This window comes from Dysgonomonas sp. HDW5B, from assembly GCF_011299335.1.
Taxonomy (GTDB): Bacteria; Bacteroidota; Bacteroidia; order Bacteroidales; family Dysgonomonadaceae; genus Dysgonomonas_A.
The window spans coordinates 3,918,398-3,932,819 of record NZ_CP049858.1 but is presented as its reverse complement, the minus strand read 5'-3'; the positions used below and the strand labels follow the sequence as shown (position 1 = coordinate 3,932,819).

Here is a 14,422-nt window from a genome sequence, read left to right as displayed (position 1 = left end):
CAATCGTTTATAAATAGAATGCTCTTATAGCAAAATGTTGCTATAAGAGCCTAATATATGAAATTGGAAAACTGATGTAATTATTAAAGTTCTTTCACTTCCCAACCTAGAGCACTAGCACCTAATACTGCTGCGTCACTTTCTTTAAGTTCCGACATTAGCAGTTTTACTTTATTTTTGAAGATTGGCAACAGATTGTCTTCCATGTGTTTTTTTACAGGGTCAAAAATCAAGCTACCGGCCTTAGTCAGACCACCAAATAGGATAATAGCTTCAGGACTAGAGAATGCTATAAAGTCAGCAAATGCTTCCCCTAAAAGTTGTCCTGTATATTCAAATATTTCTTTTGCTAAAGAATCTCCTTGTTGTGCAGCTTCTGCAACATCTTTAGAAGTTATTTCGTCGATTGCTATATTACGTAACAAACTCGGATCTTGACGTGTCGATAAGAATTCTTTGGCAGTACGAGCTACACCTGTTGCAGATGTGTACGTCTCAAGACAACCTTTTCTACCACAACCACACATACGTCCGTTTGTGCGACGAATAGTAGTGTGTCCAAGTTCACCTGCAAAACCATCGTGACCGTAAACTAATTGTCCGTTAACAACAATACCGCTACCAACCCCTGTACCAAGTGTGATAACAATGAAATCTTTCATTCCACGTGCAGCACCATAGGTCATTTCTCCAATCGCAGCAGCATTAGCATCATTTGTCAAAGCAACAGGTACTTTGATACGATCTGTCAGCATTTGTGCCAATGGAATCATTCCTTTCCAAGGTAAGTTTGGAGCAAATTCTATACAACCGGTAAAGAAATTACCATTCGGGGCCCCTACACCTACACCTTTAATATTGGCAGGACCACCAACTTGATCCATTACTTCTTGCAAAGCAATAGCTAAATTATTAACATATTCGTTGATTTCTTTATGAACTGCTGTCTTAATAGAGCCTTGGGCTATAATATGACCTCTTTTGTCTACAACTCCAAAGACAGTGTTAGTACCACCGATATCAATACCAATTGCATATGGTTTTTCCATGATAAAACTTAATATATTTAATTCAACAATGACTAGTTTTTCCTTAACTGTCTACAAATATAAATTATTATTCTTTATAAATAATCATTTAATATTGTAGAATTGTGCATCTTTTGGTCGTGTTTATTCTTTAAAGTATAAACTTAGTACCTTTTTTGCTGCTGCAAACGAACTCATTTGTGAACTTAATACTTGTTGTTCGCAAACTTTCAACTCCGATTGTACGTCTTTATTATTATAAAATCTGGATTTTAGTTGCTCGTTTATTGTTTCATACATCCAGAATTTAGATTGCTCGTTACGTCTATGTGCAAAATATCCATTTTTGACGACAAATGCTATATACTCATCTACCATATCCCATATTTCTTTGATCCCATATTCATAGTAACCGGAATATAGCAAGACTTTAGGTTCCCAGCCTGATTCAGGCATCGGAAATAAATGCAATGCATTTTTAAAATGAGCTTGAGCTAATTTTGCTTTATCAACATTATCTCCATCCGCTTTGTTGATGATGATACCATCAGCCATTTCCATAATTCCCCGTTTAATACCTTGGAGTTCATCACCTGTTCCGGCGAGTTGTATCAAAAGAAAAAAATCGACCATAGAATGTACAGCTGTTTCGGATTGCCCCACTCCTACTGTTTCTATTATTATTCGATTAAATCCGGCCGCTTCGCAGAGTATAATTATTTCACGAGTCTTGCGCGCAACACCACCTAATGAACCTGCTGATGGAGAAGGGCGTATGAATGCATTCTTAGCTACACTTAAACGCTCCATACGGGTTTTATCACCGAGTATACTGCCTTTGCTTAATTCGCTTGATGGGTCTATTGCTAATACAGCCAGTTTAACATGGGAATCTTTCAATAAATGCATACCGAATGCATCTATTGAAGTACTTTTTCCTGCACCGGGAACTCCTGTTAAACCAATTCGAATAGAGTCTCCCGAGTGAGGCAGGCATTTTTCGATTATTTCTTGTGCAATTATCTGATGTTCTAATTTCGAACTTTCAACTAAAGTTACAGCTTGGCTAAGTATCGAAATATCACCTTTGAGAATACCATTAACATATTCTTCAACGGTGTATGATTTCTTTTTAAAACGCCTAAAATCTTTCAGATAAGGATTTACTGTTGGCTTATCTGACGTTCCCTCATTTACTTGCAGTGCGTGAAAATGATCGTCGTTTTCAGGATGTTCCATCATTCTTCTTTTTAATCTTTATATCTGTAAAGATATAACAAAAAAGAAAGACTAAATAAGATTCAGTTATAAAACATACTCTTATTTAGTCTTTCGTATAATTTCTCAATCACAAATTATTTGCGAGGTAATACTTCTCCTTTAATAGTTAAAGTATATACATTATCAGGTTCATTTGTAAAAATGGTAATTTTTTTATCAAAGCTTCCGATTCTTCCAATTGTTGAATAAGAAATCTTGATTGTTCCTGTTTTTCCTGGTAATACAGGATCTTTGGTATAAGAAGGAGTTGTACATCCACAGCTAGTTCTTATATCTTGGATAATAATAGGTTTCTTTCCAGTATTTGTAAATTGAAACTCACAGCTAACCGAACCTACTTCCTCTGCTACTTTGCCAAAATCATGTACTAAAGCCGTGAATTTAGCATCACCATTTTGCTCTTTATTTTGCTGAGCCGATATCAAACCGATACTCAAAACCATTGCCAATAGAATAAAACTAATTTTTTTCATTGTCTTTAACTTTATATTGATGTTTCAAAGTTATAAATAATACAGTAATCATATGTCAATTTAACAATCATTTGTATTTCTTTTTATAAACTTCTGAATATATAGTGTTTCGTACTGTCTCAAAATTCGTTGGAAAATTAAGATCTCTATACGTTATAGTCAGCATTGGAATAGGATCAAACCCCTCTTCATAAGGAGGTTGTTGATATAGAAGATCCCATATTTGAAAGCCTTGCTTTTCATAGAATTTAACACGTCTGCGAGCAAGATCCGAAACTGTTGGTAATTCTATTTCTCCAATCAGAGGAAGTGATGTTTGCTTTATAAGCTCTTGAACTGCTTTTTGTCCATATCCGCCACTCCTTTGTTCGGAGCTAATAGCAAAGTGATCTATAAAAATAAAATCCCCAAGATTCCAATATGTTACAAAGCCAACTTTGGTGTTTTTTTTTGTTTCCAATAAGAATATATTGAATCTACTTTCGTCTTCCATCAGATGATGCATCTCTAATATGGGTCGTCTTTCGTTACGGGGAAAACTTTCAATATATAGTTTCTCTATAAATTCTAAGTCCGATTTATTATCAAGGGTTACTTTTTTTAAAATCATCTTACTTTCTTATTTAATAAAGATCGCTAAACCTTTTTATTATTATTTTAGTAAGTATTGAGGAGTCAGTAATATTTGTAGAATTTATCATAAATACACTATATCTCTAAATACTATATTTTCAAAAAAAGAATACAAGTTTTTCAAGAATGAGATGAAATCATCACTTCTTTCATTGATCCATCGTCACATTTAATTATTCTACCATGAAATTTTTGTACTATGGCGTAATTATGTGTTGACATTATTACAGTAGTTCCTTTTTCCGAAATTTCATGCAATAATTTGACGATCTGTGTACCGGTTTCAGGATCTAGGTTTCCCGTTGGTTCATCAGCAAGAATCAAAGCCGGAGAGTTAAGTAAAGCCCGTGCTATAACGATACGCTGTTGCTCTCCACCCGATAATTCATGAGGCATCTTATAACCTTTATTTTGCATTCCAACTTGAGTTAAAACTTCGCGGATACGATTGTCTATAGCATCCTGACTATCCCATCCTGTAGCTTTCAGAACGAATTCCAGATTTTTTTCTGCAGATCTATCAATTAATAATTGAAAATCTTGGAACACAATTCCTATTTTTCTTCTCAGGAATGGAATTTGATTCCTTTTAATATCATTTAAGCAATAATCTAGAATATAGCCGGTTCCATCATCTATTAGGACTTCACAGTAGAGACTTTTTAAAAAAGTACTCTTACCTGATCCTACTTTTCCGATCAAGTATACAAAATCGCCTTCTGATATTTGAAGATTTAAATCTTGTAATATCGAATTACCATCTCGGCTTAGACCTACTCCTTTATAATCTACGATGACTTCTCTCATGGCTATTACTTTTTATGCCTTTTTTGTAATTCTCTTGATAAATCTTCAATGCTAAGGCCTTTTGAAGTAAGTAATACAATTAAGTGATACAACATATCGGCAGACTCATAAACTAATCTGTCGTCTGTTCCGTTGCACGCTTCAATTACCGATTCTATTGCTTCTTCTCCTACCTTTTGAGCCATTCTATTCACTCCCGATTGAAAAAGTGATGTTGTATAAGATCCCTCAGGCATTTCCTGATGGCGTTTTTCTATAAATCGTTGCAGGTGTTTAAAGAACATAACATCCTCCCGATTCACTTCTTTGAAGCAGGTATCATCACCTGTATGGCAAACGGGACCAACCGGATTTACTTTGATTAATAAAGTATCCTGATCGCAATCTTCCTGAATGCTGATAACATTTAAAAAATTACCGCTTTCTTCTCCTTTAGTCCAAAGTCTTTGCTTTGTACGGCTATAAAAAGTAACCTTACCAAGTTCTTTAGTTTTATCTAAAGCTTCTTGATTCATATAGCCTAACATTAAGACTTTATTTGTCTCATTATCTTGTATGATAGCTGGTATTAATCCGCCAACTTTATCAAAATCTAAGTTCATAACCATGTTATTAAATTAAGTAAATGAGAGTTATAGTGATATATTTCGAGGTCATAACAGACCTTATCTCACATTTATCCCCTCATTACGAAGATAGTATTTTAAATCTTTTATGGCAATTTCTCCAAAATGAAAAACGCTGGCAGCTAATGCTGCATCTGCTTTTCCATCTTTGAATACATCCGAAAAATGTTGCAGATTTCCTGCTCCACCGGAGGCTATTATGGGGATATTTAATGATTCAGACAAATGGCATAAAGCTTCGTTAGCATAGCCTTGCTTTACTCCATCGTGATTCATACTGGTAAATAAAATTTCGCCTGCTCCTCTATTTTCGACTTCTTTCGCCCATGAGAATAGCTCTTTGTCAGTCAAGTTACGTCCTCCACTAGTGTAACACATCCATTGCTTACCATCGAAACGGGCATCAATAGCACAAACACATACCTGAGATCCGAAATTCTTAGCTATTTCATCTATTATAAATGGATTGCGTATAGCTGTCGAATTAACCGAAACTTTATCAGCTCCGGCACTCAATAGCCTGTCTACATCTTTTAATTCATTAATTCCACCACCAACGGTAAACGGAATACTTATATTTAGAGCGATTCGTTCTACCAATTCGGTAAATGTCTTTCGTCCTTCATGCGAAGCTGTTATATCTAGAAAAACCAATTCGTCGGCTCCCTCTTTACTGTATTTGATGCCAAGTTCAACGGGATCACCTGCGTCACGTAAGTTGACGAAGTTTATCCCTTTTACTGTAGTGCCGTCTTTAATATCCAAGCAGGGAATTATTCTCTTTGCCAGCATAATTTATTAATTGAATCGAATATAATAAGTAATTGAAAGTATTTAATGATATAGAACTTTATTAACTCTTCAAAATTCATAAAAGGTCTGAGACCCTTTATGAATTTTGAATTTCAGCAAGTTCTTTCAACGTTACTTTGTTTTCATAAATAGCTTTACCCATTATGATGGCAGGTATACCTGCTGCTTCTAAATCCAATATATCTTGTTTACATGATACACCACCGCTAGCAATGAGATAAACATCAGGCACTTGATTCATAATTAACTTATACAAATCAATCGCCGGACCGCCTAACATTCCGTCTTTAGTAATATCGGTACAAACCACTTTTTGTACACCATATTGCATATAGTTACGTATGTAAGGAACTACATCCAGACTTGTAGCTTCCTGCCAACCTGAAACTGCTATATGTCGGTTTTTGCTATCGGCTCCTAAGATGATTTTATCACCTCCATATTTTTTGATCCAGGTAACAAATAGTTGTCTGTTTTTTGCAGCTACACTACCTCCTGTAACCATGGCTGCACCGGATGCAAATGCAATATCTATGTCTTGTTCGCTTTGAATACCTCCTCCAAAATCAATAATAAGTGAAGTATGCGTTGCTATATCCTCCAATACTTTATTATTGATTACGCGTTTGGCTTTAGCTCCATCTAAATCAACCAAATGTAGGCGGTGAATACCTGCATCTTCAAACATCTTAGCTACCTCAAGAGGATTCTCATTATATATGGTTTTGGCTCCGTAATCTCCTTGAGAGAGACGTACGCATTTTCCATCGATAATGTCTATAGCCGGAATTATTTCTATCATAATTTTAAGAAATTGGTTAGTATATATTCGCCTACACTACCACTTTTTTCGGGGTGGAACTGCGTAGCATAAAAATTCTCAGAATGAAGTGCTGCACTAAAGGGTAAAATATAGTCAGTAGTGGCAGCCGTATTAGAATTGATCGGTACGTAATAGCTATGAACAAAATAAACGTACTGATTTTCTAAGGAAGTATCAAAAAGTGGATTTTTCACATCAGTAATGGTATTCCACCCCATATGTGGTATTTTATCCTCGTGTTTTTGAGAAATAAAACGTTTTACATCAACATCAAATATATTCAGACAATCGGCATTTCCCTCTTCGGAATGTTTGCACATCAATTGCATACCTAAACAAATACCCAATACGGGTTGTTTGAGGTCTTTAATTACCTTATCAAGCCCCGTACTTCTAAGATAGTTCATGGTAGTACTGGCTTCTCCTACACCGGGAAATATAACTTTATCGGCTTTTCTGATAAGTTCTATATCGTCTGTAACTATGGCATCTACATTTAAACGTTTCATTGCTGAATCGACCGAAAAAATGTTACCTGCGTTATATTTAATAATTACTATTCCCATTTTAATTACTAGAGAGTTTTAAACCTGTAATGCCGATAATAATCATCAGAATGAATATTATTTTCAAAAAGCTTTTTGATTCCTTAAAAAAGAACATGCCAATAATAACACTGCCTACGGCACCTATTCCTGACCAAACAGCATACCCGGTTCCAATAGGAATAGTTTTTAACGCATGAGACAATGAATAGAAACTGACCGCCATAAAGGCTACAGTTAATATTGAATATTTAAGTTTTCTGAAGCCGTCAGATAGCTTCATCATTGTAACGAAACCGATTTCGCAAACACCTCCTATCAAGAGGAATATCCATGGAATCATAATTCTTCTTTTATATTATCTTTTTTATCCTCTTTCACCAGCTTTAGACCGATGATGCCGAATATTAAGATTATTAATGAACAAATTTTCAAGAAATCAGTTCCCTCATTCAAGAAAAGTATACCTATTACAGCGGTACCTGCTGCTCCTATTCCGGTAAAAACCGCATAAGCCGTTCCAATAGGAATTTTACGCATAGCATGTGCAAAAAGGTAAAAGCTAACGAACATAAAGCCTAGAGTTATTAAACTCCATTTTAAATCAGTAAAGCCATGTGCTGCTTTTAAGCCATATGCCCAAACTATTTCGGAAATTCCTGCTAATATGAGATATAACCAAGCCATATTTATTTTTCGATTAAAAGGTCATCAATTACTTTTACCATTTCTTTGAACTCTTCAGGATCATATAGGCGGGTGAGCATAACTATCCTGCCGTCTTTTCCTATAATTACATTACGCGTAATACCTGCATCTTTTTCAGCATAAAGCTCAAAAATAGCAGCTTCGGGGTCTAATCCGATAGGATAAGTAACTCCTGTTTTTTTCGCGAATGATAGTATTGTTTCAATAGGTTCGTCCCGATCAATTCCGAATAAAGCAAAATCAGAATTATTCTTATGTCTTTGCCAGATATCCGATTCGATAAAAGGCATTTCTTTTCTACATACACCACACCAGCTAGCAGTAAATTGAAGCATCACAACTTTACCACGAAGATCCGAGAGTTTCATTTTCGTGCCATCAGCTACCGCCATTTCAAAGTCGGGAGCCATATCCCCTACTTTTACAAGATATTTACGATCATCATCCTGAGCATATATATTCAAAGATATCAAAGTTACGATAAATGTCAAAAAAATGGTCTTCATTATATATGTTTTTTTCTTAAGTAATTTTTATATTGAAATGCAATAGGTAAAGCTGTTAGCGAACCTAATGCATCTGCTAGAAAATCGTACCAATCCCCTGCTCTTGGAGGAAAAAAATAATGTTGCAATACTTCAATCAATCCACCATAGAATATAGGAAGTAAAAATGCAACGATCAGTAGTTTGCGGGTATTCACAAAACCTCTTTCGCCATGTATATAATTTATTGCCGTTGCTCCGGACAAACCAAGATACATACAAAAATGGACTATCTTATCCATAGGTATGAAAAAATCAAATGATACCTCAGGGATATCATTTGCCGGAATGAAGCAACACAAGTATAAAATAACAAGCGAAATAATGATAGGTACAATTGAATACCTAATTAACGAATATGACATAATCTTTTACCTGTTTCGTATACAAAGGTGCTATAAATTATCGACATTTGCATATAAAATGTAACAGTTTTAACTCGAATAAGTCGTAATTTTGTCAAAAATAAAAGAGAGTTGTAAGCTCCGGATTAAAATGTAATTAAATAATATGTCATCGGACGATAGTAATCAGGCCCTCAATATATCACCCAAGTTACCGTGGTTAGCGGCTATGGCTATGTTTATGCAATCACTAGACGCAACTATTTTAAACACAGCTTTGCCGACTATAGCTAAAGACTTAAATCATTCACCATTATCGATGCAGGCTGTTGTAGTCAGCTATGCTCTGACTCTGGCATTGCTGATTCCTGTGAGTGGATGGCTATCGGACAAGTATGGTACAAAACGAATTTTCAGTATTGCTGTATTTTTATTTACCTTGGGTTCGTTATCGTGTGCACTGTCTACCACTTATTCCTTTTTAGTATATTCTCGAATATTACAAGCTATTGGAGGTTCTATGATGGTGCCAGTGTCGCGCTTAGCGCTTCTATATGCTTATCCAAAGAGTAAATTATTAAGTGTAATGAATTTTGTTACCATGCCGGGATTAGTGGGGCCTCTTATTGGTCCGTTGCTTGGTGGTTGGATTGTTGATGTATCGACATGGCATTGGATATTTTTGATTAATATTCCTATCGGAGTGGTTGGATTGTTTTTCGCACAATATGTAATGCCTAATTTCACTCGGGGAGGTAAAAATTTTGATATTATAGGCTTTGTTTTATTCTCATCGGCAATTATTGGCTTATCATTATTTCTTGAAATTGGAGAAGACAGCTCCATATCCTGGTGGCTGATATTGGGTATACTAGGGTTGGCTGTATTGTTCGGAGGGCTATATATCTTATATGCAAAAAAAGTTAATTACCCGTTGATAAATTTAAATTTATTCTCCATACGAACTCTCAGGATAGGTTTGTTGGGTAATCTGCTTACCCGTTTGGGGATTGGCAGTGTTCCGTTTCTTCTCCCTCAGATGTTGCAGATTGCATTTCTTCATACATCCACAGAATCGGGTCTGATTATGATGGTGTCAGCTATCTCTACTATTATAGCTAAATCTCAGGTCGTTCGCCTTGTGCATCGATTTGGATACAAAAATATATTGATTGTAAATACAATTATACTGGGGTTTGTTATTGCTATGTTTGCTTTACCTGATAAGACCACCCCACTCTATTTATTGATTCCTATACTTGTAATGTATGGAGGAGTAAATTCGATACAAATGTCATCTATGAATACTATTTCATTAGCCGACTTAACTTCGGATGTTGCTAGTGGAGGAAATAGTTTATTGGCAATTACACAGCAATTGTCTATGAGCTTTGGAGTATCGGTAGGTGCTTTAATTTTACGTACAACAGAATCTGCAAATTGGTTAACAGGCGGAGATATTGAATCTTCATTCAGATATACATTCCTCATATTGGGAGTAATAACGTTACTGGCATCAGGTGTTTTTAGCCAATTAAAAAATAATGATGGAGAGCAAATGTCGGGACACAAATAAAATCTGATATTTTATCGGTGATCACATTAAGAATATAAAAACGGGGGTAGATAGTCATCCACCCCCGTTTTTATAAATATGTCACCTTAATCAGTTACTCGATTTTAGAATCAGATCCAGAGTTTTTCCTTTTTAGTAGTTCCTCTATTTCGAAATCCTCTATTTTCTTTACATTGGTCAATAAAAACTGATCATCAACAAAGTGCCCCATCTCATTACATTCTTTTATTGCATTTTCAATACAAATGTGTCCATCCTGATTCAAACCACAGAGAAGAAACATCTTCAGATAATTGGTTTTAATTTCAATGTTTTCAACTTCTATATTATGGGTTTTAAATGCAAATTGTAACTCTCTCAAAAGAGTTTCTTTTTGAAAATCATTGAAATCCGAACGGTCGGAAGATGCTATTACTGAAAAATAACGCAATTTGCCTTGTTTTCCACCTAATCCGGTAGACACGAAAAACTGTTTCTCACCTGACAAATCGGCATCCAGTAATATTTTACTTTCGGCTAATGCCATAGCCGACCAATTGGCCAATTCAGGTTCAAGAGGGCTGCTATGATACGTTTCTATCGCTCTATAAGCGGAAACATCAACAATTCCGGCTAATGCCGATAGGTAATAGCGCCTGTCTTCGATATCTATTTCAGGGGTAAAAAGCTTTGCAATTAAATAATTGCGATCAAGCCCTGTATTTTCCTTATTCGATTGTACATATTTCGAATATTCAAAGTATTTCATTTGTTCTTCCACCGGAACAATCTCATTCAGCAGGTGCATATTAGCTTTTAATTCACCCGATGAATCTCTCAACTGATTAAGCATTTTTTCAAATTCTTTCATAAACTAATTTCATTAGGTGATTATACTTTAGTGATAAATAGTATCAAAAACTGTACCATCTATTATCGATATCTTTTATAACAAATATTCTCGAATAAAAGATGTCACGCAGTGTCTAATTATATAAAAATTATTCCATAAGGTAATAAACAATAGATAAATATAGCATATTTGATTTCAAAATCATATATAAATAAAGAAAAAGCTGATATTTATTTGAATATATAAAATTACCTATTAGTCCTTAAAAACACGTTCTTATTTAAAATTATTATAAATAGTAAAGAATATTGTCAGCAAAAATAAGCATCTTTGTAATCTCTAAAATAATGTGAAGACATGTTTCTATCTGACCTCAAAACCGGGGAGATTGGTGTTATTGTAAAAGTAAATGGCAGTGGGGCTTTCCGTAAGCGAATTCTGGAAATGGGATTTATCAAAGGAAAAGCAATAAAAGTCATCCTTAATGCTCCTCTCAAAGATCCGATTAAGTATAAAATAATGGACTATGAGGTTTCGCTACGAAGAAGCGAAGCTAAATTGATCGAAGTAATATATCCTAAAGATAAAGTAGAAAAAAAATCTCTTGTAGAAGAAAAATATTCATTCGAAAATAATTATGATTGCGAAGAGTGCGTTCTTAAAAAAGCTCCTAACGGAACAAAACAAATAACTATAGCACTGGTTGGAAATCCAAATGCAGGAAAAACTTCATTGTTTAATATTGCATCGGGGTCTCATGAGCATGTGGGTAATTACGGAGGTGTTACGGTTGACTCTAAAGAGGGAAACTTCAAGCACAATGGATATCAGATCAAAATTGTAGATTTACCGGGAACTTATTCTATTTCAGCATATACCCCTGAAGAATTGTATGTCCGAAAGTTTCTAATTGAAGAAAAGCCCGATGTTGTTATCAATGTTATTGCAGCTTCTAATTTGGAACGTAATTTATATCTGACTACCGAACTGATAGATATGGAAGTTCCGATGGTTATAGATTTAAATATGTATGACGAACTTCGCGAAAGTGGAAGTGAATTTGATCATATTAAGTTGTCTAAACTCTTAGGTATTCCGATTGTTCCAACTGTTTGCCGATCAGGAATGGGTATCCCAGATCTGTTTGATGCCGTAATTCGGGTATATGAAAACAAAGAGCCTGTAGTACGTCGCATCAAGATATATTATGGACATACTATCGAGAATGCTATTAGCAAAACGAATATCTTATTAGACAAAGAAAAAGGCATAGATCGTATATTCCCTACACGATATTTATCGATTAAATTACTGGAGAAGGATGTTGAAATAACTAAATATATAAAACATGCCTATCAAACTGCTGATCAGATATTGCAAACGACTTCTCAAGAAGTAAAAAATATTGAGAGTACTCTTCAGGAAGATACCGAATCGGCTATAACTAACGCCCGTTATGGTTTTGTTGCAGGAGGACTAAAAGAAACATTTAAAGAGAAGTTAAAAGAATCGGATGCTACCCGTGTTATTGATGCCATTGTCACCAATAAATACCTGGGATTTCCGCTTTTCTTTATATTTATGTGGGTCATGTTTGAATGCACATTCCGCTTGGGTGATTATCCTATGGGATGGATTGAAGCTGCTGTAGAATGGTTAGGTAATATTATTCGGGGATATATGCCTGATGGTATACTTAAAGATTTGATTGTAGATGGTATCATAGGTGGAGTTGGTGGTGTTATTGTATTCTTACCTAATATTGTTATCCTGTATGCTTTCATTTCATTTATGGAAGATTCCGGTTATATGTCTCGTGCAGCATTTATCATGGATAAGGTTATGCATAAAATGGGATTACATGGTAAATCTTTTATTCCTCTGATTATGGGATTCGGTTGTAATGTGCCTGCGATATTGGCTACACGTACAATTGAAAGCCGTAACAGTCGGATGATCACCATGCTTATCAACCCGTTTATGTCATGTAGTGCTCGTTTGCCCGTGTATTTACTTTTTGTCGGTGTATTTTTCCAATCTCATGCAGGTTTAGCTCTATTTAGCCTGTATATAATAGGAATACTTCTGGCTGTAATATCAGCACGATTATTCAAACGCTTTTTATTTGCGGGCGAAGATGCTCCTTTTGTTATGGAATTACCTCCCTATCGTATGCCCACCATCAAATCGGTCTGCAGACACATGTGGGATAAATCTAGACAATATCTTCGTAAAATGGGAGGTGTTATTCTGATCGCTTCAATTATTATCTGGTTTTTGGGATATTTCCCTCAGAATAATATTGAAAATCAACAGATAGATTCTCAAATAGAACAAATAGAAGAAAATTATACGAATGGATTGATCAGCGAAGAGGTAAAGACTGAACAAATAAATGAGCAAGAAGCATTAAAGATGACAGATCATACAGAGTATTCTTATATCGGTCGTCTCGGTAAATTTATTGAGCCTGTTATGAGACCTTTGGGCTTTGACTGGAAAATTGGCGTAAGTCTTCTTACGGGAAGTGCTGCGAAAGAAGTTGTTGTAAGTACCTTGGCTGTTTTATATACCGGAAATGCAGATGAAGATCAATCATCTCTACAAGAACGTTTATTAAGTAGTACAAATTCCGATGGTACTCCCACATTTACGCCTTTAGTGGTAGTCAGTTTATTATTATTTATTTTGATATACTTCCCATGTATTGCAACTATAGCAGCCATTAAGGAAGAATCCGGATCATGGAAATGGGGACTTTTCAGCATAGTATATACTACCCTGCTAGCTTGGCTCATATCCTTTTCGGTATTTCAAATCGGAAGTTTATTTTTTTGAAAATGTTGAACCTTCTATAATAACTATCTGTTTTATATAAAAGATAAAATTATAGAATAAAGTTATGAATTATGATACAAGAAATAATTGTGGCAATAATAGGACTAACAGTTGCAGGAACTGTTGGTTATAAAATGTATACTTTTTTCTTTGTGAAAGAGAAGTCGGGAGGACCATGCGGATGTTCGAGTTGTCATTGTAATGTTTCTAAGAAAATTAAATAACTCGTGTAATACTTGCATATTTCGAGAATATATTCTATTTTTGAATTAGCAATTAAGAACAAATAGAAGAAGAGTCTTCTTTAAAATATTGAGTCGTACTGGTCGATTGGGAAACTCATCAATTACATACGAATTCCGAGACAAGCTTCTCTATTCTAATGGCGGGTCACATCCTTCGGGATTGCTTAGGCGCAGTGAATTACAAAGGGATGGAGGCACTCAAATCCTGTTTAACGGAGTTTCGTCTTTATCCATCGGTACGGCTCTCTCATACTAAAAGGTAGATCATTTAAATATGGTCTGCCTTTTCTAGTAAAAATAAAGAG

The 14,422-nt window shown here is 35.1% G+C and carries 18 protein-coding genes; 4 read left to right on the top strand and 14 right to left on the bottom strand.

All coding sequences use genetic code 11. The features are described from left to right. Positions 1-83 precede the first annotated feature (83 nt). The 13 genes from G7051_RS16055 to G7051_RS15995 form a co-directional block, all read right to left on the bottom strand. Positions 84-1,049, bottom strand: a complete 966-nt coding sequence (locus tag G7051_RS16055; RefSeq protein WP_166117099.1) for an ROK family protein — start codon at positions 1,047-1,049, stop codon at positions 84-86. A 123-nt stretch (positions 1,050-1,172) separates the two neighbouring features. Next, positions 1,173-2,267 (bottom strand): methylmalonyl Co-A mutase-associated GTPase MeaB, encoded by a 1,095-nt coding sequence (gene meaB, locus G7051_RS16050; protein WP_166202866.1) that lies wholly within the window; start codon positions 2,265-2,267, stop codon positions 1,173-1,175. Positions 2,268-2,383: 116 nt separating this feature from the next. Further along, a complete protein-coding gene (locus G7051_RS16045) occupies positions 2,384-2,782 on the bottom strand; it encodes a DUF1573 domain-containing protein (RefSeq protein ID WP_166117097.1) in 399 nt (132 codons plus the stop codon). A 67-nt stretch (positions 2,783-2,849) separates the two neighbouring features. Continuing rightward, on the bottom strand, positions 2,850-3,392 hold the full coding sequence (locus G7051_RS16040) for a GNAT family N-acetyltransferase (RefSeq protein WP_166201869.1): 543 nt from the start codon (positions 3,390-3,392) through the stop codon (positions 2,850-2,852). A gap of 143 nt (positions 3,393-3,535) precedes the next feature. Then, positions 3,536-4,222, bottom strand: a complete 687-nt coding sequence (locus tag G7051_RS16035; RefSeq protein WP_166201867.1) for a cell division ATP-binding protein FtsE — start codon at positions 4,220-4,222, stop codon at positions 3,536-3,538. A gap of 5 nt (positions 4,223-4,227) precedes the next feature. Then, the gene (hisIE, locus tag G7051_RS16030; RefSeq protein ID WP_166201864.1) at positions 4,228-4,824 is read right to left on the bottom strand and encodes a bifunctional phosphoribosyl-AMP cyclohydrolase/phosphoribosyl-ATP diphosphatase HisIE; all 597 of its coding nucleotides are present in this window, start codon (positions 4,822-4,824) and stop codon (positions 4,228-4,230) included. A gap of 63 nt (positions 4,825-4,887) precedes the next feature. After that, on the bottom strand, positions 4,888-5,640 hold the full coding sequence (gene hisF, locus G7051_RS16025; RefSeq protein ID WP_166201862.1) for an imidazole glycerol phosphate synthase subunit HisF: 753 nt from the start codon (positions 5,638-5,640) through the stop codon (positions 4,888-4,890). A gap of 97 nt (positions 5,641-5,737) precedes the next feature. Then, positions 5,738-6,463, bottom strand: a complete 726-nt coding sequence (gene hisA / locus G7051_RS16020; protein ID WP_166117087.1) for a 1-(5-phosphoribosyl)-5-[(5-phosphoribosylamino)methylideneamino]imidazole-4-carboxamide isomerase — start codon at positions 6,461-6,463, stop codon at positions 5,738-5,740. Further along, a complete protein-coding gene (gene hisH / locus G7051_RS16015) occupies positions 6,460-7,050 on the bottom strand; it encodes an imidazole glycerol phosphate synthase subunit HisH (RefSeq protein ID WP_166201860.1) in 591 nt (196 codons plus the stop codon). The genes hisA and hisH overlap by 4 nt, the downstream gene beginning before the upstream one ends. A gap of 1 nt (position 7,051) precedes the next feature. Further along, positions 7,052-7,372 carry a multidrug efflux SMR transporter gene (locus tag G7051_RS16010; protein ID WP_304487105.1) on the bottom strand — a complete coding sequence of 107 codons (321 nt, stop codon included), beginning with the start codon at positions 7,370-7,372 and terminating at the stop codon, positions 7,052-7,054. Next, positions 7,369-7,716, bottom strand: coding sequence for a multidrug efflux SMR transporter (locus G7051_RS16005; RefSeq protein WP_166201858.1), 348 nt, complete (start codon positions 7,714-7,716; stop codon positions 7,369-7,371). Before G7051_RS16005 ends, G7051_RS16010 begins: the two co-directional genes overlap by 4 nt. A gap of 2 nt (positions 7,717-7,718) precedes the next feature. Continuing rightward, positions 7,719-8,243, bottom strand: a complete 525-nt coding sequence (locus G7051_RS16000; RefSeq protein ID WP_166201856.1) for a TlpA disulfide reductase family protein — start codon at positions 8,241-8,243, stop codon at positions 7,719-7,721. After that, the gene (locus tag G7051_RS15995; protein WP_166201854.1) at positions 8,243-8,647 is read right to left on the bottom strand and encodes a VanZ family protein; all 405 of its coding nucleotides are present in this window, start codon (positions 8,645-8,647) and stop codon (positions 8,243-8,245) included. Before G7051_RS15995 ends, G7051_RS16000 begins: the two co-directional genes overlap by 1 nt. Positions 8,648-8,792: 145 nt before the next feature. Here G7051_RS15995 and G7051_RS15990 point away from each other — a divergent pair, with 145 nt between their 5' ends. Further along, on the top strand, positions 8,793-10,202 hold the full coding sequence (locus G7051_RS15990) for a DHA2 family efflux MFS transporter permease subunit (protein ID WP_166201852.1): 1,410 nt from the start codon (positions 8,793-8,795) through the stop codon (positions 10,200-10,202). A 94-nt stretch (positions 10,203-10,296) separates the two neighbouring features. Here G7051_RS15990 and G7051_RS15985 read toward each other — a convergent pair whose 3' ends face one another. Continuing rightward, positions 10,297-11,052, bottom strand: coding sequence for a hypothetical protein (locus G7051_RS15985; protein WP_166201850.1), 756 nt, complete (start codon positions 11,050-11,052; stop codon positions 10,297-10,299). 339 nt (positions 11,053-11,391) lie between these two features. Here G7051_RS15985 and feoB point away from each other — a divergent pair, with 339 nt between their 5' ends. The 3 genes from feoB (at position 11,392) to G7051_RS15970 (ending at position 14,373) form a co-directional block, all read left to right on the top strand. Beyond that, positions 11,392-13,872: a ferrous iron transport protein B gene (feoB, locus tag G7051_RS15980; protein ID WP_166201848.1), complete on the top strand. Its 2,481-nt coding sequence runs from the start codon at positions 11,392-11,394 to the stop codon at positions 13,870-13,872. Positions 13,873-13,943: 71 nt separating this feature from the next. Beyond that, complete coding sequence (locus G7051_RS15975; RefSeq protein WP_166117071.1) at positions 13,944-14,096, top strand: hypothetical protein; 153 nt, start codon at positions 13,944-13,946, stop codon at positions 14,094-14,096. A gap of 88 nt (positions 14,097-14,184) precedes the next feature. After that, positions 14,185-14,373, top strand: coding sequence for a hypothetical protein (locus G7051_RS15970; protein ID WP_146212723.1), 189 nt, complete (start codon positions 14,185-14,187; stop codon positions 14,371-14,373). Positions 14,374-14,422: the final 49 nt, after the last annotated feature.

Bases quoted from the DNA above. Each gene is read 5' to 3' on its own strand.
- hisA (WP_166117087.1), bottom strand. From the start codon at position 6,463: ATGATAGAAATAATTCCGGCTATAGACATTATCGATGGAAAATGCGTA.
- G7051_RS15975 (WP_166117071.1), top strand. From the start codon at position 13,944: ATGATACAAGAAATAATTGTGGCAATAATAGGACTAACAGTTGCAGGA.
- hisIE (WP_166201864.1), bottom strand. From the start codon at position 4,824: ATGAACTTAGATTTTGATAAAGTTGGCGGATTAATACCAGCTATCATA.
- G7051_RS16000 (WP_166201856.1), bottom strand. From the start codon at position 8,243: ATGAAGACCATTTTTTTGACATTTATCGTAACTTTGATATCTTTGAAT.
- hisH (WP_166201860.1), bottom strand. From the start codon at position 7,050: ATGGGAATAGTAATTATTAAATATAACGCAGGTAACATTTTTTCGGTC.
- G7051_RS16040 (WP_166201869.1), bottom strand. From the start codon at position 3,392: ATGATTTTAAAAAAAGTAACCCTTGATAATAAATCGGACTTAGAATTT.
- hisF (WP_166201862.1), bottom strand. From the start codon at position 5,640: ATGCTGGCAAAGAGAATAATTCCCTGCTTGGATATTAAAGACGGCACT.
- G7051_RS16010 (WP_304487105.1), bottom strand. From the start codon at position 7,372: ATGATTCCATGGATATTCCTCTTGATAGGAGGTGTTTGCGAAATCGGT.
- G7051_RS15985 (WP_166201850.1), bottom strand. From the start codon at position 11,052: ATGAAAGAATTTGAAAAAATGCTTAATCAGTTGAGAGATTCATCGGGT.
- G7051_RS15990 (WP_166201852.1), top strand. From the start codon at position 8,793: ATGTCATCGGACGATAGTAATCAGGCCCTCAATATATCACCCAAGTTA.
- G7051_RS16055 (WP_166117099.1), bottom strand. From the start codon at position 1,049: ATGGAAAAACCATATGCAATTGGTATTGATATCGGTGGTACTAACACT.
- G7051_RS16035 (WP_166201867.1), bottom strand. From the start codon at position 4,222: ATGAGAGAAGTCATCGTAGATTATAAAGGAGTAGGTCTAAGCCGAGAT.
- G7051_RS15995 (WP_166201854.1), bottom strand. From the start codon at position 8,647: ATGTCATATTCGTTAATTAGGTATTCAATTGTACCTATCATTATTTCG.
- meaB (WP_166202866.1), bottom strand. From the start codon at position 2,267: ATGGAACATCCTGAAAACGACGATCATTTTCACGCACTGCAAGTAAAT.
- feoB (WP_166201848.1), top strand. From the start codon at position 11,392: ATGTTTCTATCTGACCTCAAAACCGGGGAGATTGGTGTTATTGTAAAA.
- G7051_RS16045 (WP_166117097.1), bottom strand. From the start codon at position 2,782: ATGAAAAAAATTAGTTTTATTCTATTGGCAATGGTTTTGAGTATCGGT.
- G7051_RS16005 (WP_166201858.1), bottom strand. From the start codon at position 7,716: ATGGCTTGGTTATATCTCATATTAGCAGGAATTTCCGAAATAGTTTGG.